Genomic DNA, 23,833 nt, shown 5'->3' with positions numbered 1-23,833 from the left:
TGATCACGATGGCAACTCAGGGACTACGCAAGGAAGAAGGCCTGGGCCTCGCGGTGGCGCTTGCGCTGCACGCGGCGGTTCTGGGCGCGCTTCTGACGCACCCGGCCAAGGCGCCCCTTGTCGAGCCGCCCAAGCGGATCGAAGTGACGTTGAGCGACGATGTGGGCCTGACCTCTACTTCGCCCAACCCCAACGAACAGGCCGCGCCCGATGTGGCGCCGCAATTGGGCGAAGCGGCCCCAGCTCCCGCCCCCGCGCCGGAGCCTGCGCCCGAACCGGCGCCCGAGCCGCCGGCGCCGGCCCCCAAGCCGATCCCGCAGCCCAAGCCGGTTCCGCCCGCGCCTGCACCGAAACCCATCCCGAAGCCGGTGCCGAAACCCGTACCGAAGCCAGCGCCCAAGCCGGTCCAACAGCCTGCACCCAAGCCTGCGCCGAAGCCCGCCCCGGTTCCGCCGGCCAAGGCACCGGCAAAGCCTGAGCCGAAGCCGGCCGCGAAGCCCGCAGCGCCAACTCCGCCGCGTAAGAGCCCGATCGACCAGATCCTGAAGGGCATGGACCGTTCGGCCAACACCGCAGGCAAGGCGGCAACGCCGCCGAAGCAGGCGGGCGGCACACGCGTCGGCGCGGACTTCCTGTCGGGTGTTTCCGGCGCGACGGCCAATCAGGGCAAGGGTACGCCCGCCGCGGCGATGGGCCCGCAGGTCCGTTCCGCGCTTTCGGGCGCGATCACGCGCCAGCTCAAGCCGCACTGGAATCCGCCAGATGGCGCCGATGCCGATCAGTTGGTGACGATCCTGTCGTTCAACCTGAACCCGGACGGCAGCCTGGCCGGTCGCCCGACCGTGGTGCGCCAGATGGGCATCACCGACGCCAATCGCGCGCAGGCGCAGCGCCATGCCGAACAGGCGATCCGCGCGGTGCAGCTCGCTTCACCTTTCAATCTCCCCTCGGAATACTACGATGCGTGGAAGCGCGTTTCGTCGTTCCGCTTCGACCTGAGGCTTTCGCAATGACTTCTCGTCCTCTTACGCTCGTCCTGTCGTTCGCTCTGGCTTCCACCGCGCCGGTCTATGGGGCCTATGCCCAATCGCAGCCGACGCCCGCGCAATCGGCCCAGCCTGCACCCGCGCAGGGTGGGCAGGCCGATCAGGCCGACCAGGGCGGCCTTGAGGCGGACGATGGCGGCTTGACCGGCTCGGTCTCCGCAGACGGCGCCTGGCAGGACCTGGGCATCGCGATCACCAATTTCGCCACCGACAACGATGTGCCCACGCAGACCAACGCTGGATCGACCGGCGCGCTGGGCCGCGCCGTGTCGCAAGTGGTTGCCTCCGACCTTCGCAACAACGGCCTTTTCAAGCCCTCCGGCCCGGACGGTTTGCCGCAGCCGGGCTACCCGCAGGTCCAGTCGCCCGAATATCCCATCTGGTCCGCACGCGGCGCCAACATGCTGGTGCAGGGCTACGTGCGCGCGGGCGCCGATGGCAACCTGACGATCGGCTGCTATCTCTACGACGTTCAGCTGAAGCAGCAGCTGGTGAAGGGCGGCTGGCAGGTCGGCCCGGCCGACTGGCGCCGCGCCGCGCACAAGTGCGCCGACATGGTCTATTCGCGCCTCTCCGGCGAAAGCCCGTTCTTCGATTCGAAGATCGCCTACATTGCCGAGACGGGCCCCAAGGACCACCGCATGAAGCGGCTGGCGATCATGGATTCGGACGGCGCCAACCACCGCTACCTGACCAGCGGCCAGGCCACCGCGCTGACCCCGCGCTATTCGCCGGACTATTCGAAGATCCTCTACCTGTCCTACCTCAACGGGCAGCCGAGCATCTACGTCTATGACCTTGCCAGCGATTCGCAGAAGCTGATCGCCCGCACCGGCGCGCCGACGATGGCGCCGCGCTGGTCGCCGGACGGCAAGTGGATCCTCTATTCGATGTCCAGCGGCGGCAATACCGACATCTATCGCATCTCGTCCAACGGCGGCACGCCCACGCGGCTGACCAACACGCCGGGCATCTCGATCGGCGGTTCCTACTCGCCCAACGGTTCGCAGATCGTGTTCGAGAGCGACCGTTCGGGATCGCAGCAGGTCTACGTGATGAACGCGGACGGTTCCAACCAGCGCCGCATCAGCTTCTTCGGCGGCCGTTCGGCCACGCCGGAATGGAGCCCGCGCGGCGACCAGATCGCCTTCACCCATATCGCCGGCAACTTGCGCATCGCGGTGATGAGCCCCAGCGGCGGCAACATGCGCTACCTGACCAATTCGTGGCAGGACGAGGCGCCCACCTGGTCGCCCAACGGCCGCATCGTCCAGTTCTTCCGCACCGAGAAGACCTCCGGCAAGTCGACGATCTGGCAGGTGGACCTTACTGGCAAGAACGAACGCAAGCTGCCGACCCCCGTCGGCGCTTCGGATCCGGCCTGGGGCCCCGTTCGCCCCTGAGCCGTCTTTTTCGCTGCAATCTGAGCGTTGTCTTCCTAATGGTCGGCAATCGTTCAGGTTGACAGTGTTTACAATTACACGGAACCTCAACAGACGCAGGCCATTTAACTGGCTGCGCACCACAGGAGATTGCCTCATGCCTGCCCTCATGTCCGCCATGCCTATGCGACGTGGCAAGACCGGATACGTGAAGACCGGAACGACGATGCTCCTCATTGCCGGCGCGCTGGCGGTTTCGGCCTGCGGCACCAAGGCGCCCAAGCAGCTTCCGCCCGAGCCGGGCCCGGCAACCACCACTCAGGGTCCTGAACAGCCGAGCGGTCCCGTCGCCGGCAGCCAGGCCGACTTCGTGGCCAAGATGATGGGTTCGGACACCATCCACTTCGCGCTCGACCGCTATGACATCGACGCCGAAGACCAGGCTTCGCTGTCCAAGCAGGCGCAGTGGCTGATGCAGTACCCGAACAAGCGCGCCACGATCGAAGGCCATGCCGACGAGCGCGGCACTCGCGAATACAACCTTGCACTGGGTGAGCGCCGCGCCAATGCGGCCAAGAACTACCTCGTCAGCCTGGGTGTGGACGCCGCGCGTCTCAACACCGTCAGCTACGGCAAGGAACGCCCGATCGCACTGGGTTCGGACGAAGCTTCGTGGGCGCAGAACCGCCGCGCGGTTACCGTCACGATCGACTGATCGCGGTCTTTCCAGCGATTTTCGGGGCCCGGTTCGCATGTGCGAGCCGGGCCTTCGTTTTTTGACGCTTATGCCGCCGCCGGAGAACGGGCTTGCAATGGCTTCGATTCGGCAGGTATCGGCGGTCGAATGAGTCGGGCTGGTCGTTCCATGGACTGGGGGTTTCCGCGCTGGCGCAGCTATGGCAGCTCGCGCGAGGCGGCACAGGTGCGCCTGTGTGACCGGCACGGCTGCAACGAGCCGGGCGATTGCCCCGCTCCCAAGAGCCCGAACAGCCCCGATCGCTGGTATTTCTGCCAGAAGCACGCAGCGGAATACAACGCCGGGTGGGACTATTTCGCCGGCCTCGATGCCGAGGAAGCCGCAAGGCGGGAGGCGGAGGAACGGTCAGAGGCCGAAGGCTACAAGGAATCGGCGCACTATGGCTGGGCCGGTTCGGGCGACGGCACCCGCAGCCGTGACGAGTTGCGCGCGCTGGAAGCACTGGGCCTGGATCCCGATGCGGACTTCGATGCGGTGCGCAAGGCCTGGCGCATGAAGGCCAAGGAAGTCCACCCCGACGTGAAGCCCGGCGATGCCGAGGCGGCCAAGGCCTTCCAGACCTATCAACTGGCCTACGAAGTCCTGCGCGCGGCGGAAGAACGCCGCGAGTGGAAGGGCCGCTGAGCGCACCTATGGGCCGGCAATGCGCCTGCCTTTTGAATAATCTTGAAAAATCAGCGCGAATCCGATAAAGGGGCGCGCGTCGCCGGACTTTTGCCTGCGACTGATGGAGTAACTGGATTGCTTGACCACGCGCCTTTCATGGGCCGGGTCGGCATTATCCGTTCGCTTCCGTAAAACGCTCGGGCATCTGAGCGTTGCTGCGGAAGCCGGCCGGATTGAGCCGCCCGCAGCCTTTTCTACGGACAAGTGCAATGCATGCCCCTTGCTGTGCATGCGTGACACGTGGCGCGCTGTTCGCGCGAACGGATGATTTATGGACGAATGGACGATCGTCCGCAGCATGGCGCTGCGGATCGAGCCGGCGGGCGACTTGCGCCTGCGCCGCGCACTCGACGGCTGGGCGGAAACCCATGCCGAATGGCTGGGGCTGGGCGAAGACAAGGCCTGGGGTGACGCGCGCGCCGCCCTGGGCGGCGAACGCGTGGGCGAGCCGGCGCCGCATGTGGTGGCGGTTGCCGAGGTATTGGCGCAGGCCCTGGCGCTTGACGCTTTCGATGCGGAACTGTTGCGTCTGCTTGTCGCGGTGGACCGGCTGCCGCGCGTGGCTTCGCTGGCGGCGGTGTGGAGCGCGCACGGGCGCGACCTGCCGACTTTCCTGGGGGAACTGGCCGGCGCGACGCCGCTGGATGCCGACCGGGCAGTCCGGCGCAGCGCCGCGCTTCGCCTTGGCCTTGCCGCCTTCCGGGCGAACCGCCAGGGCGTGGTGGAGGTCGACTTGCGCTGGTCGTTAGAACGACTGGTGGACCGGGCGGCGGCGGAGCGGGAGTCGGTCATCGCGACGCTGGTCGGCGCGCGGCAGCCGGCGCGGCTTGCGCTTGGTGACTTCGGGCATGTCGTCGATGCCGATTTTCTCGTTCAACTGCTCGCCGGAGCGAGCCGGGAACGGGCAGAGGGCATCAACGTGCTGATCTACGGACCACCCGGCACCGGCAAGACCGAGTTTGCGCGAACGCTTGCCGAAGCGGCGGGCCTGGCGCTCCATGGCGTGGGCGAGGCCGATGAAGACGGGGACGAGCCGACGCGGTGGGACCGTGTCACCGCGCTTCAGCTTGCGCAGCGCATGATGGCGCCATGTGGCGGCGCCGTGCTGCTGTTCGACGAGATGGAGGACCTGATCGGCGATACCCGTCCTTCGGGTGGAGACTGGGTGACCGGGCGGCCCGGTAGCAAGGTCTTCGTCAACCGCATGCTGGAAACCAACGCGGTGCCGGTGATCTGGACCACCAACGCGCTTGGCAATGTCGATGCCGCGATCATCCGGCGGATGAGCTTCGTGCTGCGGCTCGATTTGCCTTCGCCGAACGCAGCGCGCCGGATGCTGGAACGGATTGCCGAGGAGGAGCGGGTCCGCGTCGGCGACGAGGAGGAGGCGCTGCTGCGCCGCGTGCCCGAAACGGCGACCGTGCTGCGCATTGCGGCGCGGGCAAGCCGGCTGGCGGGGGATGCCGGCGGTGCCGCACGTTCTGCCGCCGCGCTGGTAAAGGCGCTGCGGGGTAGCGAGTTGCCGCCGGACATGGGGGATGCGCTCGATCTCGACCTGTTCGAGACCGAGCCCGCCATCGGGCCACTGCTGGCCCGGCTGGAAGCGGAGGGGGCGGAAGATATCTCGATGCTGCTCACCGGTCCGCCCGGCACTGGCAAGACCGCGCTTGCCTATCACCTGGCGCAGGCGGTGGATCGTCCGCTGGTGGTCAAGCGGGCTTCGGATCTGCTCTCCCGTTGGGTGGGCGGGACCGAGGCAGCCATTGCGGATGCCTTTGCCGAGGCCCGCGATCGCGGCCATGTCCTCCTGTTCGACGAGGTGGATTCGCTGCTGTTCGACCGCGCGACAGCCAGCCAGAGCTGGGAGGCCGGGCAAGTGAACGAGATGCTTACCTGGCTCGATCGTCATCCGTTTCCGGTGATCGCGGCGACCAATCACGCGCAGCGCCTCGATCCGGCGGCGTTGCGGCGCTTCGCTTTCAAGATCGATCTGGCGCCGCTGGGCCCCCAGCGTGCGGCACGCGCGTTCGAGACGTTCTTCGGAATGGCGGCACCGGCCGCGCTTGGCGCAGTTGCGAACCTGACTCCCGGCGATTTTGCCGCGGTGCGACGGCAGCTTCGGCACAGCCCGGCACGCGATGCGGACGATCTGGTGGGACGTCTGGCGCGCGAGTGCGGTTGGCGGCCTGCCCATGGGCGCATGGGCTTTTGAGGGCGGGGGGAGGAGGCGGCTCTCCTCCTCCCTCGCCAAGGATCGCGGTGTGCGGGCAGGCGGGCGTTGCCCGCGCGCCCAACGCCGTCTAGGCATTCGGCCCCGCCCTTCAGGAGCCCGATCATGCAAATCCGCCTTGCCGCTGCAACCGACCTGCCCGCGCTGCACCCGGTTATCGAGCGCGCCTATCGCGGGGACAGTGCGCGGGCGGGCTGGACGTTCGAATCCGACTTGTTGGATGGTGAGCGGACCGATCTGGACGAACTGGCCGCCATTCTGGAAAGCCCGGCCGACCGGCTGCTCGTCGCGCTGTCGGACGAAGGGGCGCCCGTGGGATGCGTGCAGGTGACCGACCGGGGGGCGGGGCTTTCCTATCTCGGCCTGCTTTGCATCGATCCGCTGCTGCAGGCGGGCGGCATGGGCAGGGCGATGATTGCCGCGGCGGAAAGCCTGGCGCGAGACGTGTTCGGCGCGCGTACCATGGAAATGACGGTGATCGACAGCCGGCGGGAACTGATCGCCTACTACGAACGGCGCGGCTACGCACTGACCGGTGAGAAGCGCCCGTTTCCGATCAAGCTGGATCCGCCATTGGCCATGGTGGTGCTGGCAAAGCCGCTGCTGCCGGAAAGCATCGCCGGATAGGCGCCCTTGGTGCATCGGCCGATACGACAAAGGGCGCGCCGGATGGCGCGCCCTTCGTGTATGGCCATACGATGTGCCGCTGCGCTTACTTGGGCGACAGCACCATCAGCATCTGGCGGCCTTCCATGCGCGGGTAGGCTTCGACCTTGGCGATTTCCGCCACGTCTTCCTGCACGCGGCGCAGCAGGTTCATGCCCAACTGCTGGTGCGAAAGTTCACGACCGCGGAAGCGCAGGGTTACCTTCACCTTGTCACCGTCCTCGATGAAGCGGCGGACGTTGCGCATCTTCGTATCGTAGTCGTGGTCGTCGATGTTCGGACGCATCTTGATCTCTTTGATCTCCTGCGTCTTCTGGGTCTTGCGCGCGGCATTGGCCTTTTTCTGGGCCTCATACCGGTACTTGCCGACATCGAGGAACTTGCAGACCGGCGGATCGGCGTTGGGCGAGACTTCGACCAGGTCGAGGCCGACTTCGGCCGCCTGTTCGATTGCCTGGCGCGTGTACATCACGCCGATGTTCTCGCCGTTTTCATCGATCACGCGGACCTTGTCCGACTGGATCATGTTATTGAAGCGCGGTCCACTCTTGACCGGGGGCGTCATCATACGCCGGGGTGGGGGTGCTATATGCGTTCTCCTGAATCGTTTCTGTCAATCGGGTGCAAGTGCGGGCGTCATTAATGCGAATCGCATCGACACGCAAAGGCGGATTTCATTGAAATCTACAGGACGCCGCTACCGTATGAAACGGTCCATCCGGATATAGGGATTCAGAGCCTGCTTTGAAATGCCCGAATGGGCATTTTGCGTGCGGCACAGCGAATTTTCAAACGGGCTCAGGCGGCCGGTCGCCAGAGGGGATAGCGTACGAGCTGGTCCCTCGCGGCGACCAGCGCGTCGATTTCGTTGGTGGGTTGCAGCGCTTTCAGGATGACCGGATCGGCGGCGTCCATTCCGCCCGTGAGCGCGCCGAAGGCCGGCAGAATCAGCCGGTTTCCGCCATGGACCACGCAAGGACGAGCGATCCGGCGGCCGCGCGCATGGACGATCAGGCGGGGGTGGTAATGGCCGGAAAGTTCGGGCTCCGCCGTGCCCGGCTTTGCCTCATGCCGCAGCATGATCCCGGCCACCGAGATTTCCTCCACCCGCGTGCCGCCCGCCTGGCTGCCGAGATGGGGGTCGTGATTTCCGGTGATCCATACCCAGTCGAGCGCATGGGTAAGCGCGCTGAGCATACCGGCGGTGTGCGGATCGAGCCTGTCCGTCCCCGCGCTGTCGTGAAAATTGTCCCCCAGGGCATAGACGCGCCGCGCGCCGGTCTGCCGTACCGCCAGGGCAAGCCGCTCCAGCGTTTCACGGCTGTCGTAGGGGGGCAGCATCTGGCCGGTCTTCGCGAAAAAACTGGCCTTTTCCAGATGGAGGTCCGCCACCAGCAGCGCCTGTTCGCGCGGCCAGTAGAGCGCCGCACCGCGTCCTGCCGGAGCAGGTACGAGGCGCATCTCCTGCGCGCAGAACGAAAAGGGAACCATGGCTTTCCCTTGCCGCAGGCCGTGGGTTTTGGCAAGCGCCCCGCTGAAGGGGAGATTGCATGACCGACTGGACCGCCCAAACCGAACGCGCCCGCGAATGGTTCGAAACCCTGCGCGACCGGATCTGTGCCGAGTTCGAGGCGATCGAGCGTGAGGCAGGCTCGTCGGCGGCATTCGGCTACACGCCGTGGAAGCGCGCGGCGGTCGAAGGCGGCGAAGAGGGCGAGACCGGAGGCGGCACGCGCGGGCTGATGAAGGGCAAAGTGTTCGAGAAGGTAGGCGTCAACATCTCCACCGTGGTCGGATCGCTTGCCAAGGACTTCGCTGGCACCATCAACGGCGCCTCTGCCGAGCAGAACGCCTTTTCGGCAACGGGCATCAGCCTCGTCGCCCACATGGCCAATCCGCACGTGCCGGCGGTGCACATGAACACGCGGTTCCTGACGACGACCAAGGCATGGTTCGGCGGCGGCGCCGACCTGAATCCGCCAATCCCCTACGACGAGGATACGGCCGAGTTCCATGCCGAGCTGAAGGCCGCCTGCGATGCCCACGGCGCGGACTATTACCAGCGCTACAAGGCCTGGGCGGACGATTACTTCTATATCCCGCACCGCAAGGTCCATCGCGGCGTCGGCGGCATCTTCTACGATCACCTGGAGTGTGCGGACGAGGCGGCGTGGGAAGCGAACTTCGCCTTTACCCGCGCAGTGGGAGAGGCGTTCCTGGCGGTGTTCCCCCGCCTGGTGCGCCGCCGCATGGGCATGGAGTTCTCGGAACAGGACAAGGCCCGCCAACTCGAATGGCGCGGCCGCTATGCCGAATTCAACCTGGTTTACGACCGGGGCACGCTGTTCGGCCTCAAGACCGGCGGCAATATCGACGCCATCCTGATGAGCCTGCCGCCCGAGGCGACCTGGAGCTGACTAGTCTGAGCCGAGTGATTGGCCGGCCACTGTGCGACAGAGGCCGGCCGGGCATATTCTTCTTTGATTATTTCCGCACGGCCGCGGCAACGCCCGAGATGGAGACGGCCTCGTTCCCGACTCCGCCGTTGGGCATGTTGACGTGGAACGGAGCAACGATTTCCTGACCGTCCGGGCCATAGAACGTTGCGGCAATGCCGCCATACGAGCCGTCGGCCCGACCGACATTGCCGGTCATGCCCCAGTTCCACGATGTGATCGTGCCGTTGATATCGAACTTGCCGAAGTCCAGCGCTGTGCCGGTCGTCTGTTCCTTGCCATTCAGCGCCAACGCACCGCCGAAGGTCATGGCATCGAAGTTGACGGTGAACTGCGATGACCCCTTAACGTCATAGCTGGTCCCGGTATTGATGTTGCCGCCGGTACCATAGGCGACGCCTTGATAGCTTGCAGAGCCGGTCTTGGCGCCCAGCAGGCCGGCAGGCGTTTCGAAGCCATAACCGAAATATTCATCGATATCGGCTCGGCCGACACCGCTTGGAATGGACGTCGACCAATGGCCGAAGCTGGCATAGCTTAATGCCAGTTCAGTGTTGGCCGGTCCCGGTTTGTACAGTTCCAGCGTCATCTCTTGACTGTCGTAGGTACTGGAAAATGTCTTGCGATAGGTGGTGAAATTGGGGTCGGCGCTGGCGACCTTGTCGTTAATCGTCAACTGCCCGCCATAGAGCGCTGAAGTGGACGGGCCGACGTCCAGCGTTTCCGAGTTCTGCCAGGTCAGGTGACCCACACCGAATTCGTAGCGGGTATAGAAATATTGCTGGAGATGCATGTCGGTCAGCGACAGGTTCTCTGTCGCCGCGCCGCCGGTCGCCCCGCCGATGAAGGCACCGCTGGCAGAAAGACCGGCGCCGTCTTCCGCCTGGAACGTGCCGCCAAGCTCTTGACCGTTAGGACCGTAGAAGCGTCCATCGACCGTTCCGCTCGAACGGCCGTAGGAACTGCCCAGAATGGCGTTGCCCGAGAACGTGCCGTCGCCCGAACCGAGCTGACCGGCGGTGATCAGTTCGATGCCGCCGCCGGAAACACCCGCGTCGCTGACGAGGCTGTATTCGTTCAGCCAGGTATGGCTGGAGAAGATGCCTTCGCCGAAATCGACGTTGAACGTGCCGCTTCCCTGCGTGCTCATCGGCTCCTTGCCAGGCTTGGTGACGAGGCCGAACACGTCGATATCGTATGCGGCCGTGCCGGTGCGGGGGACTGCCGAGGCGGGCGTAGCCAAGCCATAGGTGAACGTGGTGAAGTCCATGTTCTGGCGGTCGCCGCTAGTCGCGTTGTGCTGCCAGTAGCCAAGGCCCACGTAAGTCCGGGCTGTGGAGCTGCCATAGCCTGTGCGCGTGAGTGTCAGGAGATCGGAACTGTCGGTATCGCGTTTGGTATAGACCGTATCGTAGCCGTTCTGCGAGGTAATGTCGGTCGGCAGAAACGTTTGTGCACGGCCGTTTGAACTGACGGTATAACCGTTTGTCTTGGCGTCGTATGCGATTGCCAGCGTCGCCTTATCGGCGGAATCGCTGATCCCGGTCTTGGTGACGAGGTCGAAGACGGCATTCGACATCGATGCGTCATTGACGAAGCTCTGGCTGGCCTTGAGATCAGTCAGCGTGGTGTTTGCAGGTGTCGGCGTCGGCGTCGGCGTCGGTGTCGGTGTCGGTGTCGGAGCGGGTGTGGGCGTCGGCGTGCTGCCGACTGAGCCTCCGCCCCCGCCACACGCAGACAGCATCGCCGCCAGCGCCGCGCTGGTCAGCAGCATCCGGTATTTCATGTAAAAATGCCCCCAATTCAACGTAGTCAGGACCAGCTATTGGAAGTGGCCCGCCCACGGTCAAGGCGGGAAATGCAACTTTCGGATGGAGGCTGGTTAAAAGTCTGCAGCAATCGTTTTCGTAAATAGCGGCCCTTTGCCTAGGGGCTTTTCCCCCGGCCGCTGCGGGCTGCCCCCAATGGGCCGGCAGCCGATTCGCCACCATCGTCGTTATTATGATGCGCCCGCGCGATGGCGGGCAGGAGATGGTGATGCACGATCGGGCGTGGAAGCTGTTTGCAATTGCCAATGCCTTCGTGATCGGCATCGCAATGGTGTCCAAGGCGTGGAGCCAGGATCCTTCGCTGCCGCCTGCGCCCGTGGCTTCCGGCCATATGGCGGCTTTGCATGCCGATGGCGGGGATCCGGTTGAGCGGGCCTGCGTGGCCGAAGCCAGGAAACGCGGAGCCTATTTTGGCGCCGTCGACGTCCGCCTGCGGGAGATTCTGGGCAGGGACCAGAAGAGTGCGGAGGACGTATCCTTGCGCGCAAGAGTCGAGGCAACGGTCCGCAAGAAGAACGGAAAGACGAAGATCAAGCGGCTGAAGTTCAAGTGCGACACCCGTAGCGCCGTTGTAACGGCATTCACCTACTACTGACGAAGCGCCTAACCGGTCGGGCCGAATCGGTCGGCAGGTTTCAGCACGGTCGCAGTGCAGCGGTCGGTCGGGCCCGGATGGTGGCGCCCACCGGGGGCGTGCGCGGCGGCGCCTCGTACCGGTCGGTCACTACCAGGGCATCGACATCCAGTTTCTCGAACAGCTGGACGCCGCAGGCCCGGCCGTCGCTCCAGCGCACTTGTGCGCGATATTCCTGATGCGAAGGCAGCCGAACGATCACGATATCGCCCGCGTGCGGCGCGGTTCCACGCAGGACCAGGCACATGCCGCGTTCCGAAACGTTGCGCACCAGCGTCGTTTCCTCGGCCGGTGGTGCGTCGGTTTTGAGCTTGTCCGCCGTAGTTCGGTTCGCCGCGACTACCGTGGCGCGGATCAAGGTGCGCATCCGTGGTGCACGCGGATGCTGGTTGGCTTCCGGAAGGAACGAGGCGGTGATCAACTCATCGTCGCTCATTCCCAGGATCGCCGCGTAGACCGCCATGTCCAGGTCTTTCCCCATTACAGCCTCCTCGCAGAGCGGGTGCCGGAATGGTTGGCCATTCGCACCCCACTCTGCGATCATCGCCGGCCCCTCTTTAAGCGGGTTTAAGGCAGGCCTCGTGGTATCCCTCATGCAAACGATTGCTGGTGGATTCTGCGTGGCGATCGGCGTTAGAGTCCGCGCGTTGGGATGCAAGGTACTGGTAAGGCACCGGCAAGACCCCGGTATACAGGGCTCCGTGTTGCACTTTCGCCGCAGGGCTGGCGTGCAAATGTTGCATGTGCAGCATCTGCCCCTTGCCGCGCCGCAAAAAATCCTGACATGCTCTGGTGGAAATGCTGCGCCAATACGAACTCGTCGAACGCGTCAAGGAATACGCGCCCCAGGCCGATGAGGCCTTGCTCAACCGTGCCTACGTTTACACCGTACAGAAGCACGGAACCCAGAAGCGTGCCTCGGGCGATCCCTACTTCAGCCACCCGGTGGAAGTCGCCGGCCTGATGACCGAGCTGAAGCTGGACCAGCAGACGATCATCACCGCGCTGCTGCACGATACCGTGGAAGACACGCTGGCCACGATCGAAGAGATCGAGAAGCTGTTCGGTCCCGATGTCGCGCGGCTGGTGGACGGCGTCACCAAGCTCTCCAAGATCGAGGTGATGACCGAGAACGAGCGTGCGGCCGAAAACCTGCGCAAGTTCCTGCTCGCCATGAGCGAGGACTTGCGCGTGCTGCTGGTGAAGCTGGCGGACCGCCTGCACAACATGCGCACCCTCCACTACATCAAGAAGGAGGACAAGCGCCGCCGTATCGCTCGTGAAACCATGGATATCTACGCTCCGCTGGCGGAGCGCGTGGGCATGTACGAATACATGCGCGAGATGCAGATGCTTGCTTTCGAGCAACTGGAACCCGAAGGCTATGCCACGATCACCGGCCGCCTTGCGCAGATCCGCAGCCAGGAAGGCAGCCAGGTCGACGCGATCGCGCTGTCCATCAAGCAGGCGCTGACCGAGGCGGGGCTGAACGTCGAAGTTTCCGGCCGCGAAAAGCATCCCTATTCGATCTGGCGCAAGATGGCGGAGCGCCACGTCACCTTCGAGCAGATTACGGATATCATGGCCTTCCGCGTGCTCACGGACGATGTGGAGGAGTGCTACAAGGCGCTGGGCGTGCTGCACACCACGTGGCAATCGATTCCGGGGCGCTTCAAGGACTATATCTCGACGCCCAAGTCGAACGGCTACCAGTCGCTGCACACCTCGCTGATCTACGAGAACTCGATGCGTGTGGAAGTGCAGATCCGCACCAAGGACATGCACCGCCTGAACGAGTTCGGCCTCGCGGCGCACTGGGCCTACAAGCAGGGCGGCTCCCGGCCGGACGGGCAGGTGGGCTGGCTGCGCGACCTGATCGAGATCGTGGACGCCAGCCACGACGCGGAAGAACTGCTCGAACACACGAAGATGGCGATCTACCAAGACCGCATCTTCGCCTTCACCCCCAAGGGCGCGCTGTTCCAGCTTCCCAAGGGGTCTACCGCGGTCGACTTCGCCTATGCAGTGCACACCAATCTCGGCAATGCTGCGGTGGGCGTGAAGATCAACGGCCGGCACATGCCGCTGCGCACGCGGCTCGCCAATGGCGACGTGGTGGAGATCATCAAGAGCCCCGGCTCCGAACCGCAGCTTTCGTGGCTGGGCTTCGTGGTCACTGGCAAGGCGCGTGCTTCGATCCGCCGCGCGGTGCGCGCGAAGGAACGGGCCGAAGTCGCCGAGATCGGCGCCAAGCTGCTGGACGAGATCGCCGGGCGCCTGCCCGCGCGCGTGGGCAAGAAGGCGATCGACGCCGCGATCCAGCGACTGGACATGCGGGATGAGGAAGACCTGATGTTCGCCATCGGCTCCGCCCGCCTGACCGACCGGCAGGTGATGGAAGCGCTGATGCCCGGCAGCACCGCCGAACTGCCCGACGAGCCCGAATGGACGCGGGCGGAGCGGGCGATCTCGATCCGTGGTCTGACGCCGGGCATGGGCTTCGAATTGGCTACCTGCTGTCACCCGGTCCCCGGCGACCGTATCGTTGGCCTGCGCCGCCCCGATCACAAAGTGGAAGTCCACACGATCGACTGCCTGACGCTGGCCAATGGCGTCGATGCCGACTGGCTCGATCTGTCATGGGGCGAAACGACCACCGGTGCGGTGGGCCATTTGCGGCTGGTGCTCTACAACCGTCCCGGCACGCTGGCGGATGTGACGCAGATACTGGCGTCCAACAGGGCCAACGTTACGAATCTGCAAATGATCCAGCGTGATGAGCCTTTCGGCACTTATGATGTCGACATCGAAGTGAGCGATCTTGCCCACCTGACGCGGATCGTCGGCGCCTTGCGCGCCAGCGAGGCCGTGGCGGACGCCCAGCGCATCTGAGCTGGGCGTCGTGCCTGATCCTAATCCTGTCCTCTACTAGCCGTCATCCCCGCGAAGGCGGGGATCCCGCTTCCTTCTTGTCTCTCTGTCCCGGCGCAAGGTCAGAATTCCAGCGAGACCTCAACCTCATCGCCCTCGGCCAGCCCCTCGGCGCGGCGAACGCTCGCCTTCACCGGCAGCAACCAGCCGCCGTCGGACTTGCTGGGAAATACCGAAGTGGCGAACACCGTATCGCCGATTTGCGCCTTCACCTTCAGCGATCCGAACCCACGCGAAACGCCCTCCAGCTTGCGCATCAGCGCCGTTCCCGAAAGCACCTCTCCGGCGGCGCCGTCGATAGTCAGGAAATGCCAGGTGCCGTTGTTCGCGCCGCCCGTCCAGCGCCAGAGGCGGCCGGTGTAGGCGACATGTTCGCCGCTCATTTCGCGATCCGGATCGGCACTGGAATGTTGCACACGTCCGCCCCGCCGGCCGGCTGGGTGTAGAAGTCGTCCCTGCGGTTCTCGCGCTTGTTCAGATAGGCGGCAAAGCTGGTGCTCTCGGTCGACAGATATTCGTACCCCGGCAGGCCCGCCACTTCGTTGCCCATCCGCACGGAGACGATCCCGATGCGCTGCGCCGGATCCTCGTAGAAGCCCAAGGGCCCGGTGCCGCGCGGCAGGGCGGAGAGGTTCTCGATCCCCTCGATGACGCGGCCCACCACGGCCACGTTGCGGTCCAACTGGCGGGGGGCATGCCCGATCACTGCGTAGAGTTCCGCGCCCGTCCCGGCATCGGGCGCCAGATTGCGGCCGACGCCGACATAGCCGTAGCAGTGGATTGGCCAGACGGCTCCGGTGGACTTCGCATAAGGCCAGCCATCGCGGAACGAGGCGACGGAGGCATAGTTGTCGCGGATGGCGAGCGGCCCCGGCTTCACGGCATATTTCGCGACGACGGATTTGTCGGCTGCCGCATAGTCGCGATCGGTCATCACTTTCAGCCCGGCAGGCAGCGGCCTGGCCTTCTTCGCATCCTCCCCATCGGGATCGCCCCATTGGACGACGTAATTGTCCTGCACCCGGACCACGGCGATCCCGTCGTACCAGTGCGAGGCAACGAGCTTGCGGATATTCTCCACCCAGTCTTGCGAGAACGGCGCGGAAATCAGCTGAATCACCACCCGGCGCGGCTTGCCTGCCGCATCAGGGGCCAGGTCCATGACAAGGAGATTGTCGGGCGCGATCCGCACCCAGTCCGAAGCGGGCGCTGCGGCCACGATATCGCTCGGCGTGGCGGGCGGAGCGGCTACGGTTGCAAGCAAAGGGGCTGAAAAACTGGCGGAAAGCACGGAGGCCAAAAGGAATTTGCGCATTCTTGTGTGATGGCACGCTGGGAACGCTTGCGAAAGCCTTTCGCGCACGCTAGGGCGCGCGTCTCCAGTGCATGCGGAGCGGTGGCCGAGTGGTCGAAGGCGCTCGCCTGGAAAGTGAGTATACGTCAAAAGCGTATCGAGGGTTCGAATCCCTCCCGCTCCGCCAACTGACCGTCTGAGACGGTCCATACTGGTCTACCAACCCTTGATTTTCTGCCAGTTTTAGCCCCATCTGGGGCAGCCATGGTCTCGCGTTGTCTACAGGCGTCAACTCGATACCATGGTACTCGACGTGGTATCGGACCCGTCGATCCATGGTATCGGGATCATGCTGAACGACGCGAAGGTGAAAGCGGCCAAGCCGCGGGACAAAGCTTACAAGCTTGCAGATTCGGGATCGCTCTATCTCAATGTGAGCACGACGGGTGTTCGCTCCTGGCGAATGAACTACACATTCGGCCGGAATGAGAACGGCAAGCCCCAGCAGAAGACGCTCACCTTCGGCACGTATCCTGCGATGACGCTGGTCGCCGCCCGCGCCAAGCGCGACGAGGCCAAGGGCATGCTGGCGGATGGGCGGGACCCGGCCGTCGAAAAAGTCGTCGCCGCGAAGGCTAAGGCGCTGGAGCATTCGAACACGATGCGATCGGTGGGTGACCGGTGGTTCGAACTGAACAGCGGCTGGTCGCTGGAAAAACTGAATGCCTACCGCGCAGATCACGAGGGCAAGTGGTCGCACCGGACGGCGCGGCATTGGACGGTGCACCGCGCGCCGTGGTCGCCTGTCCACAGCGCTGACGTGCTGACCAGCCTCGAGCGGGACATCTACCCTGCGATCGGCGATCTGCCGATTACGACCGTGAAGGCGCCCAAGTTGCTGGAGGTCCTCCAGAAGGTGGAGAAGCGCGGCGCGATCGAGACGGCCCACCGGCTGCGCCAGCGCTGCGCAGGCATCTTCGCGTACGGCATCGGTGCCGGCATGTGCGAAGCGAACCCGGCGGCTGGCCTCACGGCAAACCTGAAGGATAAGCCCAAGGCGCGGAAGCAACCCTCGATCGTCGACGGTAAGCGCGGGCCAGAGGAGCAGCTGGCGGCGCTCAGGCAGCTCATGGTCGATTGCGAAGCGGAGCGCTGTCGCGCCTCGACGAAGTTCGCCCTGCGCTTCATCGCGCTGACCGCCGTCCGGCCGAACGAGATCCACGGCGCTCGATGGGACGAGTTGCACGACCTAGACGGCGATGATCCGCGCTGGGTGATCCCGGCCTCTAGGATGAAGGGCGATGAGGATCGAAAGGCAGAGGAGGATGGTGATCATGTCGTCCCGCTGTCGCGCCAAGCGCTGGAAGTGATCGAGGCAGCGCGGCAGCTGACAGGCCATTTCCCGCTGATCTTCCCCAGCGAGCGTAATCCGTTCAAGCCGATGTCAGAGAACACTTTGCGGGCGCTGCTGATTCGGGGCGGGTATGGTGGCCGGCATGTGCCGCACGGCTTCCGCGCCGCATTCTCGACGATCATGAATGAGAGGACGGACCGGGGGTGGCGCGCGACCGGCCATACCGGCGCGTCGCCGGACCGAGCGATCATCGACTTGATGCTGGCCCACGTGCCCGAGAACAAGGTGGAGGGCGCATATAACCGCGCGTCCTATCTCGACCGTCGGCGCGAACTGGCGCAGGAATGGGCCGACCTACTGACCGCCAATTTCTGGGAGCCGACAATCCACCTTGGCCAGCCGATCCGATATGCTGCCAATGCGAAGATCCGCGCATAGAATTGTGATAATTCTACTTTTCTCGAACATTGCTCGTCGAAATTTAGCGAATTTGCACGATTAGTCTCGACACAGCTACGTAGGTCGTGTGTGATCTTTGTTGATTCGTTTGGGGGATTTAGTGTCGGAAGCAGTAGTTCGGAAGGTGCGCGTTCACTACCGTCGAGCCACCTTAGTAGGAGTTGGGCAACCTCAGTTCACTTTACAAGAGCGCCTTTCAAGAGTGCTAGTGGGTCATCTCGGCAAGGATGCGCGTGAACGAATTGTAGCCATTACAGAAGACGAGCAACACAAGGGATGCTTGAATTTCTCTGCAGTTCGGGACCACGCACTCTTCGCGGATGTAATGCATCTTGACGGACGTAGCGCGCTGCCCACCTGGATTCACCCTACAGAGCCTCGGCCGGTTGCTGAAGTCGTGCCGCGGCAACTAGCGAAAGGGGAAGCATCGCTCGGAGAGCCGGTCTACCTTATGGTGATGGGTAACCATGTCGCCGCCATCGAGAGGTTGGGATTCAGAACGGTCAATTTGGCAAGTTACCTGAACGGGCTATTAGCTCGCGGAGGAGAGCTCGAGGCTGACGCACGGTGGACGCTTGTCCCGAAAATCGAGGTGCAAGGCTCAATCGCTAAAGGCGGAGGCGTAAAAAAAATCATCGTGAAGCCATACGCCGTCGTCGCAGGAGAAGGCCCGAGCCAAGCGCCGGTTGACCCTGGAAAACGAAAATTGAGCCGCGCGGCGTCTCGGTTCGAGGGACTTATGGTTCACGGACATCGTGTCATCGAAATGCTGAAGGCTGCGGGAGCCGATGAAGCCAAGCTTGAAACATTAAGGGACGGGATGAGTTCGGACCTTATCTTAAAAGCAAAACTTGAACTTACCGTTCAAAGCCTGAAAATGAAAAGCAAGGCAGAGATCGATTCCGACACGGTCCACCAGGCGTTAGCCGAGCTGGCCGTCGACGGGAGCGTGAACATTGTTGATGAGAATGGCAATAACGACGGCAAGCTGGTACAACTTGTTCACCAAGCTGAGGTACTCGAAGCCGGCGGATTGATCGATTGGGAACGGGCGTCCCAGGCCTTGGTTTCAGCCATGTCGGCTTGGGCCGCGAAGGGAGCGATTGAGTTAACGCCATGAAAGGCATAGTGCGTACGGGACTGGCTGCTATCCTCGGGGCGGCTCTCTTTTACGCATTACCGCGCCCTGGCATCCTGGCGGCCACTCAAGAGCTAATTGGTTTCCTCGCATTACTCATGGCGGGGCTGTTGCCCGCGATGACCCTGACAGCGACAATTCTGCGCGGTGAGGGTATTTCTGCTCGGAGAGTAGAAGAGTATGCAGGGGCGCTTCGGTTGCAGCTTCGCTTCTGGGCAGTGTTATTCGCGGCTTCGGCAATAGCGACGGCTGCAATCTCCTTTGCAAAAGTCTTTTCCGCTACAGGTGTGAGTTTCTCATGGTCGATAAGAAGCCTTCATGTGACTGAAGGCTCTATAGTCGGCCTCAGTCTTATACTTGCAGGAGCAAGCATCGGCGTAGTTCTGCAAAGGCTTTATCCTGCGTATCAGGGGCTGCAATCACTGCTTACGCTGAACGTAAATATGGCAAAGTCTGAAGCAATGAGCCGCGATCGTGCACTTAGAGACGGGCTGTCACTCGGCTTGGACCTCATCCGTAACCCGCCCGAATACGGCGAACGGCCGATGCCCGAGCCAACCGGCACGCCTGTATAAACAGCGAGCGTCATGCGGCACCGCGCTGCCGCTCAATCCAAAGCTTAACCTCTACCTCGCTCCACCGGCTGGCGTACCCGCCAGGTTTGTACTGCGTCGGGAAACGCTGCTGGCCGATCAGCCTGTAGATCATCGCCTTGCTCAGCCCGGTCATCGCGGTGACCTCGGGCATGCGAATCAATCGATCGGCGGCCTTGCTCATGGCTTCACCAGCCGGAGCGAACCTTGGCCCTTTCGTTTGGCAGCGTAGTGATCAATCTCAAACTTGCCGCCCTCCATAAGCCAGCGCCGGGCCACTGCCTCGACGTAAATCAGGACATTAGACGAACCGTGAGGCGTCCGATGGGGCAGATGGCCTCGATCCTCGTGATATCTGCGGAGCTTCCGAGTGATGAACTGCGTCAAGCCGCGGGGGCGGAGACCCGTCGGGTATCCGGCCATCTCGGCGACCTCCAGGGCGCTCACCCCTTCGACCAGCTTCCGGCGGCCGGATGACATGAGGCGCTCGCCGACCATTCGTTCCAGCATTGGTTCGACCAGCGCAGGAAGCATTTGGCCGAACATCGCTTCCATCTCTGCGTGGGTGACCCGCTTCACGATGCCGCCAAGAGTCAGCTTCGCGGCTGGCGCGAAGCTGGTGACGGTACCCTCGGACGCATAGGAGCCCGTCCTGATGACGGTCGGGAGCACCTCCTCGAACATCCAGCGTTCCATGCGCTCAGCTTCCGGTAGGTTGCTGCTGGCGATGAGGCGAAGCACATCCGGCATGAATAGTATACGAGCCTTCTGTATGCCCCCAGCCGTTTGAATGGGGTGGCGTTTCACCACCCCCTTGCAATGTTGTTTCATCGCGTTGGTCGGATCGAGATAGCCCAGCCTTCGGCACACATCTTTGCCGACAAAGCCAGGCTCGGCGTCGATGATGACGGACCGGATCTCAGATCCTTCGAAGCTGAGTTTCATGATGGCGGTCATCGGGCCGGTCTCGCAACATCGAGGCCGATGATCTTCGCGACACGATCCGCCCGCGTTACCTTGCCTGCCGCTATTTCAACTTGCTCTAATATTTTGGCGCATGCGTCGGCTTGCTCTATCAGCATTTCCATGAGCGAGGAAATTGCAGCCCACTCACGCTTGTTCGTGTTCGGGACTTCAATAGCGTCGTCAGTCGCCGCTGCACCTTTACGCAATATCACCTCGTGCGAAACACTGTCGAGCGCCGCGCTGATCGCAAAGGCGAGGCCGTTAATGCGCTCGACGGCTACAGTTCCTTCCCATGCCGTCTCACGGATTTCTGTGATAACTTCTGGCGCGACAGCCATGCTCAGTGCCGCTATATCGATCTTGTTCATGAGCTTTCCTTACTGAACAAGGTCGGGGAAGGCGGTTGCCGCCGCCTCCTCGACCGCATTGCTTACGCCGACTGCGGTTCCGAGCGAAACGCTTCTTCGAGCTCACTTTTCCGGAAGTATAGGCGCCGTCCCTTACGAATGGCGGGAAGGTGGCCTTGCTCGACTAAGTGATAGACCGCGCGTGGCGCCAGGCCGACATATCGAGCAGCTGCGGGCGCGCCCGCGATCAAATCGTCCGACAGCATCTCCGTTAACTCCATAGTAGTACGTTTGGGATACAGATGTATCCCTATCCCTCTATCTTCTTGCATCGTCTCGGTGTCAAGGGATAGAGGCGTATCTCTATCTCAGGGGTGAATATGCAACTTTCCTACAGCCAATTGGAAGTTATCCTGACTGCCCACTTCCAGATTCACCCGGATAAAGTCGGGACATTCCGTGCGAGATTAAAGCAGCTCCAAAGGCTCAGTTTTCCGCCAGGGGTGAATGTCGGCCGGGGGACCAAGATGGCCTATGGCGCAGAGCATTTGTTCCAACTCGTAACTGTTTTGGAGCTTATCCACATCGGGCTTCCAGCAGCGACCGCCGCTACCATTGTGACTAAGCATTGGCCTCACTTCGCTGCCGCATACGCGTGGGCGCAAGCATCCATCTATAGAAACCAGTTGCGTGATCGTTTCTACGCACGAGTTCTACATTCTTCGTTTAAAGAATTTAGATCAGAGAACGAAATTTCGGATGGAGTCTATGTTGAAAACAAAGAGTCTTTGTTGAGGGTATTGGATATAAACTCGTCTCGTAGCATGTATTGTTATCCGGTGATTTGCGTCTCGGACGTTTTTCAGAGTGTTACAGAAGCCGCCGAAAAAATTGCCCGGGTTCAGGTCCTGTCGTGGCTGGACGAAGTAAACGGTTGGTTTGTTCGACGGTCCGCAGACACCCACTGGTTATTTCCCTACCTGCCAATGGATAGGGTGCCTGGTAAGATTCCGGGCGAATAAGGTCGTTTTGATTTTAGACCCGTGCATCGCGCGATGATATAAGCTTGCCACATTCAGGCCGCTTTCTTTCGGTTCGAACGAATGGAGGTCCCGAGGACAATGCGTACCGCGGCTGGCAGGCCGGGGGTGTCGACCAGCTCCGCCAGGAGCACGGTGGCGCACTCCTCGTCGGCACACCCGATCTCAGGATGGAACCATGGCTGGAGCCGTCCGTCGGTGCCTATCGTCACAGCGCCGCCGATGCGGCCCCACGCAAGGAGCCAGGATTGTGCCAGCAGCGGCGGGGCCGGGGGGCATTGAACCCCACCGCTGCTGACACTCCCACCCGGGGGGACGGCGGGAAGACTGAATGGCTGGAAGGTCATGCCGCTGCTCGGGCGGGCGCATGCAATACGCAGTCTGGCCGGCGCTCTTTCAGATAGTTGGCAAGCAACTCCCACCGGACGTCATGTTCGAAAGACATGATGCGCTGAAGGCGACGCTCTTCGCGGCGCAAGCGCTCGTCGTCGGTCTCCACCATACCGCGCGCGACGCCTTGCCGGCCATTCGGCTGGACGACGAGCGTGACCGGCATGCCGATCCGATCTGCGGCTAACATCCATTCTTCAGGGTCGAAATGAATAGTGCCGCAAGAGAGGAGGCACGCTCCGAGGTCACAGTGATCAAGGTCATCGTAGACCGAGCGGTAGTGCTTGTCAGTGATCAAGCTGTCGCTGTTGATTTCGCTCAGGTCGACGTCAAACAGGTTGCCTGTGCCGGCCCGGCGCGGTCCGGCCGTGTTGGTATGGCCGGCGTGCCAAAGCAAATTGACATAAGCTTTGACCATGAAGTCGCCGGCGGTGGCGCAGGGAACCCGAAAGATGGACTCCATCGCCGACACCATGATGTCATGTAGGCGGTCGGCCTCATCGTCCTGCCGAGTTTCGGAGAGATCATAGACGCTGGTATCCCACCATGCGGTGCGCCACACTTTGAATGCCGATCGCATGTCTGGTCCCGGCTCGGGGCGAGCCGTTGCCTCAATGTCACGTTCGATCTGCCGCCAACCGAAACCACGGTCATCGTCATCGACGTGATCGAGCATCACCGATAGTTTTTGAACGATGTCATGACTGGTGACCGCTCGGGCCTTGAGCACTGCGTCGGCCGATTCCAGCATGTTGCCCTGCAATACCTTGGCCTCTTCAGGCGTGAAGCTCAGGTCGTTCTTCCATTCAGGGTGCTGGATCCAAGCATCCTGAAGACGCTCATATTCGGCAAGGGCTGCAGAGAAAGCGAGGGTGCTACGAATGCGCATGATCAAGCGTCTTTCAATTCGGGATCGTGGGCCGGAAGGGCCGTCCAAGCGGCGGTAGACTCGAGCAAAGGGAATTCCCCACTGAGGTCATCGCCAGGCTCACCAGCGATGCCGAGCAATCGGCGCGCCTCGGCGCATAGCTCATTGGTGTAGCCGTTCATGTCCCGGTCGCAGTCGAAGCAGATGAGGAACTTGATGGCCCATTCAGCGATGGACGGCGCCGGCGTTCGGAGGAGGCATTGCTCAGCAACGCTTCGCACCTCTAACAGCCGTTCGGATTCCTCGATGATCGATGGCTCGATGTCATGGCTGCCTGCGGCCAGATAGGCCGGTCGGTAAGTGCGACGATCATGCTCATGCTCGACTACGACCGCCGCGTGATAAGCGCGCCTCGCGGCATCCCAGCCTTTTGGGAGCTGGGCATAGAGCTCACCCAAGATTGTCGCCGCCAGCTCGATTGCTTCGGGGCCTTTGCGCGCACTTTCGACGATGATGAGGTCACCGGTCTCGCTAAGGCCGCGGTGGTCGAAATGAAGCTGATACACGACCTTGGCGATCACATCTGGCAGGCACCGGGCCTGAAATGCCTTGAGTTTCGCAAATGCCTCTTCATCAGCCTCATCTGGGCCGCATTTCACAGCATTCGCGTAGACACCGATCAGTTCATAGAGCTGGTAACTGACCCCAGCGGGGAGATCGGGCAGATAATACGCCACGCGAGCTGCGTCGCCGGAGGCAGGGTGAACCTGGAATTGGAAAGCCATGT

The 23,833-nt window shown here is 62.8% G+C and carries 25 protein-coding genes and 1 tRNA gene; 14 read left to right on the top strand and 12 right to left on the bottom strand.

Annotated elements, in window-relative coordinates:
• Positions 1-8 precede the first annotated feature (8 nt).
• From WBP07_RS13155 to WBP07_RS13130, 6 genes are all read left to right on the top strand, one after another.
• Positions 9-1,013 carry a hypothetical protein gene (locus tag WBP07_RS13155; protein ID WP_395391639.1) on the top strand — a complete coding sequence of 335 codons (1,005 nt, stop codon included), beginning with the start codon at positions 9-11 and terminating at the stop codon, positions 1,011-1,013.
• Positions 1,010-2,449 (top strand): Tol-Pal system beta propeller repeat protein TolB, encoded by a 1,440-nt coding sequence (tolB, locus tag WBP07_RS13150; protein WP_395391638.1) that lies wholly within the window; start codon positions 1,010-1,012, stop codon positions 2,447-2,449. The genes WBP07_RS13155 and tolB overlap by 4 nt, the downstream gene beginning before the upstream one ends.
• 205 nt (positions 2,450-2,654) lie before the next feature.
• Positions 2,655-3,143 carry a peptidoglycan-associated lipoprotein Pal gene (pal, locus tag WBP07_RS13145; protein WP_395395791.1) on the top strand — a complete coding sequence of 163 codons (489 nt, stop codon included), beginning with the start codon at positions 2,655-2,657 and terminating at the stop codon, positions 3,141-3,143.
• A 129-nt stretch (positions 3,144-3,272) separates the two neighbouring features.
• Positions 3,273-3,809, top strand: coding sequence for a J domain-containing protein (locus tag WBP07_RS13140; protein WP_395391636.1), 537 nt, complete (start codon positions 3,273-3,275; stop codon positions 3,807-3,809).
• Between the two features lie 313 nt (positions 3,810-4,122).
• Complete coding sequence (locus WBP07_RS13135) at positions 4,123-6,063, top strand: AAA family ATPase (RefSeq protein ID WP_395391634.1); 1,941 nt, start codon at positions 4,123-4,125, stop codon at positions 6,061-6,063.
• A gap of 123 nt (positions 6,064-6,186) precedes the next feature.
• Positions 6,187-6,708: a GNAT family N-acetyltransferase gene (locus WBP07_RS13130; protein ID WP_395391632.1), complete on the top strand. Its 522-nt coding sequence runs from the start codon at positions 6,187-6,189 to the stop codon at positions 6,706-6,708.
• 85 nt (positions 6,709-6,793) lie between these two features.
• Here the strand turns inward: WBP07_RS13130 and infC are convergent, their stop codons facing one another.
• Both infC and pdeM read right to left on the bottom strand, forming a co-directional pair.
• Positions 6,794-7,315 (bottom strand): translation initiation factor IF-3, encoded by a 522-nt coding sequence (infC, locus tag WBP07_RS13125; protein WP_395328535.1) that lies wholly within the window; start codon positions 7,313-7,315, stop codon positions 6,794-6,796.
• A gap of 230 nt (positions 7,316-7,545) precedes the next feature.
• Positions 7,546-8,238, bottom strand: coding sequence for a ligase-associated DNA damage response endonuclease PdeM (gene pdeM, locus WBP07_RS13120; RefSeq protein WP_395391631.1), 693 nt, complete (start codon positions 8,236-8,238; stop codon positions 7,546-7,548).
• Positions 8,239-8,297: 59 nt separating this feature from the next.
• Here pdeM and hemF point away from each other — a divergent pair, with 59 nt between their 5' ends.
• Entirely contained in the window at positions 8,298-9,164 is an 867-nt protein-coding gene (gene hemF / locus WBP07_RS13115) for an oxygen-dependent coproporphyrinogen oxidase (RefSeq protein WP_395391629.1), read from the top strand.
• Positions 9,165-9,231: 67 nt separating this feature from the next.
• Here hemF and WBP07_RS13110 read toward each other — a convergent pair whose 3' ends face one another.
• Positions 9,232-10,989 (bottom strand): transferrin-binding protein-like solute binding protein, encoded by a 1,758-nt coding sequence (locus tag WBP07_RS13110; protein WP_395391627.1) that lies wholly within the window; start codon positions 10,987-10,989, stop codon positions 9,232-9,234.
• A gap of 215 nt (positions 10,990-11,204) precedes the next feature.
• On the opposite strand from WBP07_RS13110, the gene WBP07_RS13105 reads away from it, so the two are divergent.
• Positions 11,205-11,627, top strand: a complete 423-nt coding sequence (locus WBP07_RS13105) for a hypothetical protein (protein ID WP_395391625.1) — start codon at positions 11,205-11,207, stop codon at positions 11,625-11,627.
• A 40-nt stretch (positions 11,628-11,667) separates the two neighbouring features.
• Here the strand turns inward: WBP07_RS13105 and WBP07_RS13100 are convergent, their stop codons facing one another.
• Entirely contained in the window at positions 11,668-12,147 is a 480-nt protein-coding gene (locus WBP07_RS13100; protein ID WP_395391623.1) for a PilZ domain-containing protein, read from the bottom strand.
• 317 nt (positions 12,148-12,464) lie between these two features.
• Here WBP07_RS13100 and WBP07_RS13095 point away from each other — a divergent pair, with 317 nt between their 5' ends.
• Complete coding sequence (locus tag WBP07_RS13095; RefSeq protein ID WP_395391622.1) at positions 12,465-14,558, top strand: RelA/SpoT family protein; 2,094 nt, start codon at positions 12,465-12,467, stop codon at positions 14,556-14,558.
• A gap of 101 nt (positions 14,559-14,659) precedes the next feature.
• Here the strand turns inward: WBP07_RS13095 and WBP07_RS13090 are convergent, their stop codons facing one another.
• Both WBP07_RS13090 and WBP07_RS13085 read right to left on the bottom strand, forming a co-directional pair.
• Positions 14,660-14,980 carry a DUF1905 domain-containing protein gene (locus WBP07_RS13090; protein WP_395391620.1) on the bottom strand — a complete coding sequence of 107 codons (321 nt, stop codon included), beginning with the start codon at positions 14,978-14,980 and terminating at the stop codon, positions 14,660-14,662.
• Entirely contained in the window at positions 14,977-15,912 is a 936-nt protein-coding gene (locus WBP07_RS13085; protein ID WP_395391618.1) for a peptidylprolyl isomerase, read from the bottom strand. Before WBP07_RS13085 ends, WBP07_RS13090 begins: the two co-directional genes overlap by 4 nt.
• A gap of 75 nt (positions 15,913-15,987) precedes the next feature.
• Here WBP07_RS13085 and WBP07_RS13080 point away from each other — a divergent pair.
• From WBP07_RS13080 to WBP07_RS13065, 4 genes are all read left to right on the top strand, one after another.
• Positions 15,988-16,078: transfer RNA gene (locus tag WBP07_RS13080), tRNA-Ser, on the top strand.
• A 114-nt stretch (positions 16,079-16,192) separates the two neighbouring features.
• On the top strand, positions 16,193-17,683 hold the full coding sequence (locus tag WBP07_RS13075; protein WP_395391616.1) for a tyrosine-type recombinase/integrase: 1,491 nt from the start codon (positions 16,193-16,195) through the stop codon (positions 17,681-17,683).
• 229 nt (positions 17,684-17,912) lie between these two features.
• Positions 17,913-18,824 carry a hypothetical protein gene (locus WBP07_RS13070; protein WP_395391615.1) on the top strand — a complete coding sequence of 304 codons (912 nt, stop codon included), beginning with the start codon at positions 17,913-17,915 and terminating at the stop codon, positions 18,822-18,824.
• On the top strand, positions 18,821-19,417 hold the full coding sequence (locus WBP07_RS13065) for a hypothetical protein (protein WP_395391613.1): 597 nt from the start codon (positions 18,821-18,823) through the stop codon (positions 19,415-19,417). The genes WBP07_RS13070 and WBP07_RS13065 overlap by 4 nt, the downstream gene beginning before the upstream one ends.
• Positions 19,418-19,427: 10 nt before the next feature.
• Here the strand turns inward: WBP07_RS13065 and WBP07_RS13060 are convergent, their stop codons facing one another.
• The 4 genes from WBP07_RS13060 to WBP07_RS13045 form a co-directional block, all read right to left on the bottom strand.
• Entirely contained in the window at positions 19,428-19,619 is a 192-nt protein-coding gene (locus tag WBP07_RS13060) for a helix-turn-helix transcriptional regulator (RefSeq protein WP_395391612.1), read from the bottom strand.
• Positions 19,616-20,392: a Bro-N domain-containing protein gene (locus WBP07_RS13055; protein ID WP_395391611.1), complete on the bottom strand. Its 777-nt coding sequence runs from the start codon at positions 20,390-20,392 to the stop codon at positions 19,616-19,618. The genes WBP07_RS13060 and WBP07_RS13055 overlap by 4 nt, the downstream gene beginning before the upstream one ends.
• On the bottom strand, positions 20,389-20,769 hold the full coding sequence (locus WBP07_RS13050) for a hypothetical protein (protein WP_395391610.1): 381 nt from the start codon (positions 20,767-20,769) through the stop codon (positions 20,389-20,391). Before WBP07_RS13050 ends, WBP07_RS13055 begins: the two co-directional genes overlap by 4 nt.
• A 62-nt stretch (positions 20,770-20,831) precedes the next feature.
• Positions 20,832-21,014, bottom strand: a complete 183-nt coding sequence (locus tag WBP07_RS13045; protein WP_395391608.1) for a helix-turn-helix domain-containing protein — start codon at positions 21,012-21,014, stop codon at positions 20,832-20,834.
• Positions 21,015-21,128: 114 nt separating this feature from the next.
• On the opposite strand from WBP07_RS13045, the gene WBP07_RS13040 reads away from it, so the two are divergent.
• Complete coding sequence (locus tag WBP07_RS13040; protein WP_395391606.1) at positions 21,129-21,770, top strand: hypothetical protein; 642 nt, start codon at positions 21,129-21,131, stop codon at positions 21,768-21,770.
• A 361-nt stretch (positions 21,771-22,131) separates the two neighbouring features.
• On the opposite strand, the gene WBP07_RS13035 is transcribed toward WBP07_RS13040, so the two are convergent.
• Both WBP07_RS13035 and WBP07_RS13030 read right to left on the bottom strand, forming a co-directional pair.
• Positions 22,132-23,073 (bottom strand): hypothetical protein, encoded by a 942-nt coding sequence (locus WBP07_RS13035; RefSeq protein ID WP_395391605.1) that lies wholly within the window; start codon positions 23,071-23,073, stop codon positions 22,132-22,134.
• Complete coding sequence (locus tag WBP07_RS13030; protein WP_395391603.1) at positions 23,070-23,831, bottom strand: hypothetical protein; 762 nt, start codon at positions 23,829-23,831, stop codon at positions 23,070-23,072. The genes WBP07_RS13035 and WBP07_RS13030 overlap by 4 nt, the downstream gene beginning before the upstream one ends.
• Between the last annotated feature and the right edge of the window lie 2 nt (positions 23,832-23,833).

This window comes from Novosphingobium oxfordense, from assembly GCF_044029435.1.
Lineage (GTDB): Bacteria > Pseudomonadota > Alphaproteobacteria > Sphingomonadales > Sphingomonadaceae > Novosphingobium.
This window is presented reverse-complemented; position numbering and strand designations above follow the sequence as displayed.

Bases quoted from the DNA above. Each gene is read 5' to 3' on its own strand.
- pal (WP_395395791.1), top strand. From the start codon at position 2,655: ATGCTCCTCATTGCCGGCGCGCTGGCGGTTTCGGCCTGCGGCACCAAG.
- WBP07_RS13130 (WP_395391632.1), top strand. From the start codon at position 6,187: ATGCAAATCCGCCTTGCCGCTGCAACCGACCTGCCCGCGCTGCACCCG.
- WBP07_RS13045 (WP_395391608.1), bottom strand. From the start codon at position 21,014: ATGCTGTCGGACGATTTGATCGCGGGCGCGCCCGCAGCTGCTCGATAT.
- infC (WP_395328535.1), bottom strand. From the start codon at position 7,315: ATGATGACGCCCCCGGTCAAGAGTGGACCGCGCTTCAATAACATGATC.
- WBP07_RS13055 (WP_395391611.1), bottom strand. From the start codon at position 20,392: ATGACCGCCATCATGAAACTCAGCTTCGAAGGATCTGAGATCCGGTCC.
- WBP07_RS13095 (WP_395391622.1), top strand. From the start codon at position 12,465: ATGCTGCGCCAATACGAACTCGTCGAACGCGTCAAGGAATACGCGCCC.
- WBP07_RS13030 (WP_395391603.1), bottom strand. From the start codon at position 23,831: ATGGCTTTCCAATTCCAGGTTCACCCTGCCTCCGGCGACGCAGCTCGC.
- WBP07_RS13040 (WP_395391606.1), top strand. From the start codon at position 21,129: ATGCAACTTTCCTACAGCCAATTGGAAGTTATCCTGACTGCCCACTTC.
- hemF (WP_395391629.1), top strand. From the start codon at position 8,298: ATGACCGACTGGACCGCCCAAACCGAACGCGCCCGCGAATGGTTCGAA.
- WBP07_RS13100 (WP_395391623.1), bottom strand. From the start codon at position 12,147: ATGGGGAAAGACCTGGACATGGCGGTCTACGCGGCGATCCTGGGAATG.
- WBP07_RS13050 (WP_395391610.1), bottom strand. From the start codon at position 20,769: ATGAACAAGATCGATATAGCGGCACTGAGCATGGCTGTCGCGCCAGAA.
- WBP07_RS13065 (WP_395391613.1), top strand. From the start codon at position 18,821: ATGAAAGGCATAGTGCGTACGGGACTGGCTGCTATCCTCGGGGCGGCT.
- WBP07_RS13110 (WP_395391627.1), bottom strand. From the start codon at position 10,989: ATGAAATACCGGATGCTGCTGACCAGCGCGGCGCTGGCGGCGATGCTG.
- WBP07_RS13140 (WP_395391636.1), top strand. From the start codon at position 3,273: ATGAGTCGGGCTGGTCGTTCCATGGACTGGGGGTTTCCGCGCTGGCGC.
- tolB (WP_395391638.1), top strand. From the start codon at position 1,010: ATGACTTCTCGTCCTCTTACGCTCGTCCTGTCGTTCGCTCTGGCTTCC.
- WBP07_RS13155 (WP_395391639.1), top strand. From the start codon at position 9: ATGGCAACTCAGGGACTACGCAAGGAAGAAGGCCTGGGCCTCGCGGTG.
- WBP07_RS13090 (WP_395391620.1), bottom strand. From the start codon at position 14,980: ATGAGCGGCGAACATGTCGCCTACACCGGCCGCCTCTGGCGCTGGACG.
- WBP07_RS13105 (WP_395391625.1), top strand. From the start codon at position 11,205: ATGATGCGCCCGCGCGATGGCGGGCAGGAGATGGTGATGCACGATCGG.
- WBP07_RS13135 (WP_395391634.1), top strand. From the start codon at position 4,123: ATGGACGAATGGACGATCGTCCGCAGCATGGCGCTGCGGATCGAGCCG.
- WBP07_RS13085 (WP_395391618.1), bottom strand. From the start codon at position 15,912: ATGCGCAAATTCCTTTTGGCCTCCGTGCTTTCCGCCAGTTTTTCAGCC.
- WBP07_RS13075 (WP_395391616.1), top strand. From the start codon at position 16,193: ATGGTACTCGACGTGGTATCGGACCCGTCGATCCATGGTATCGGGATC.
- pdeM (WP_395391631.1), bottom strand. From the start codon at position 8,238: ATGGTTCCCTTTTCGTTCTGCGCGCAGGAGATGCGCCTCGTACCTGCT.
- WBP07_RS13060 (WP_395391612.1), bottom strand. From the start codon at position 19,619: ATGAGCAAGGCCGCCGATCGATTGATTCGCATGCCCGAGGTCACCGCG.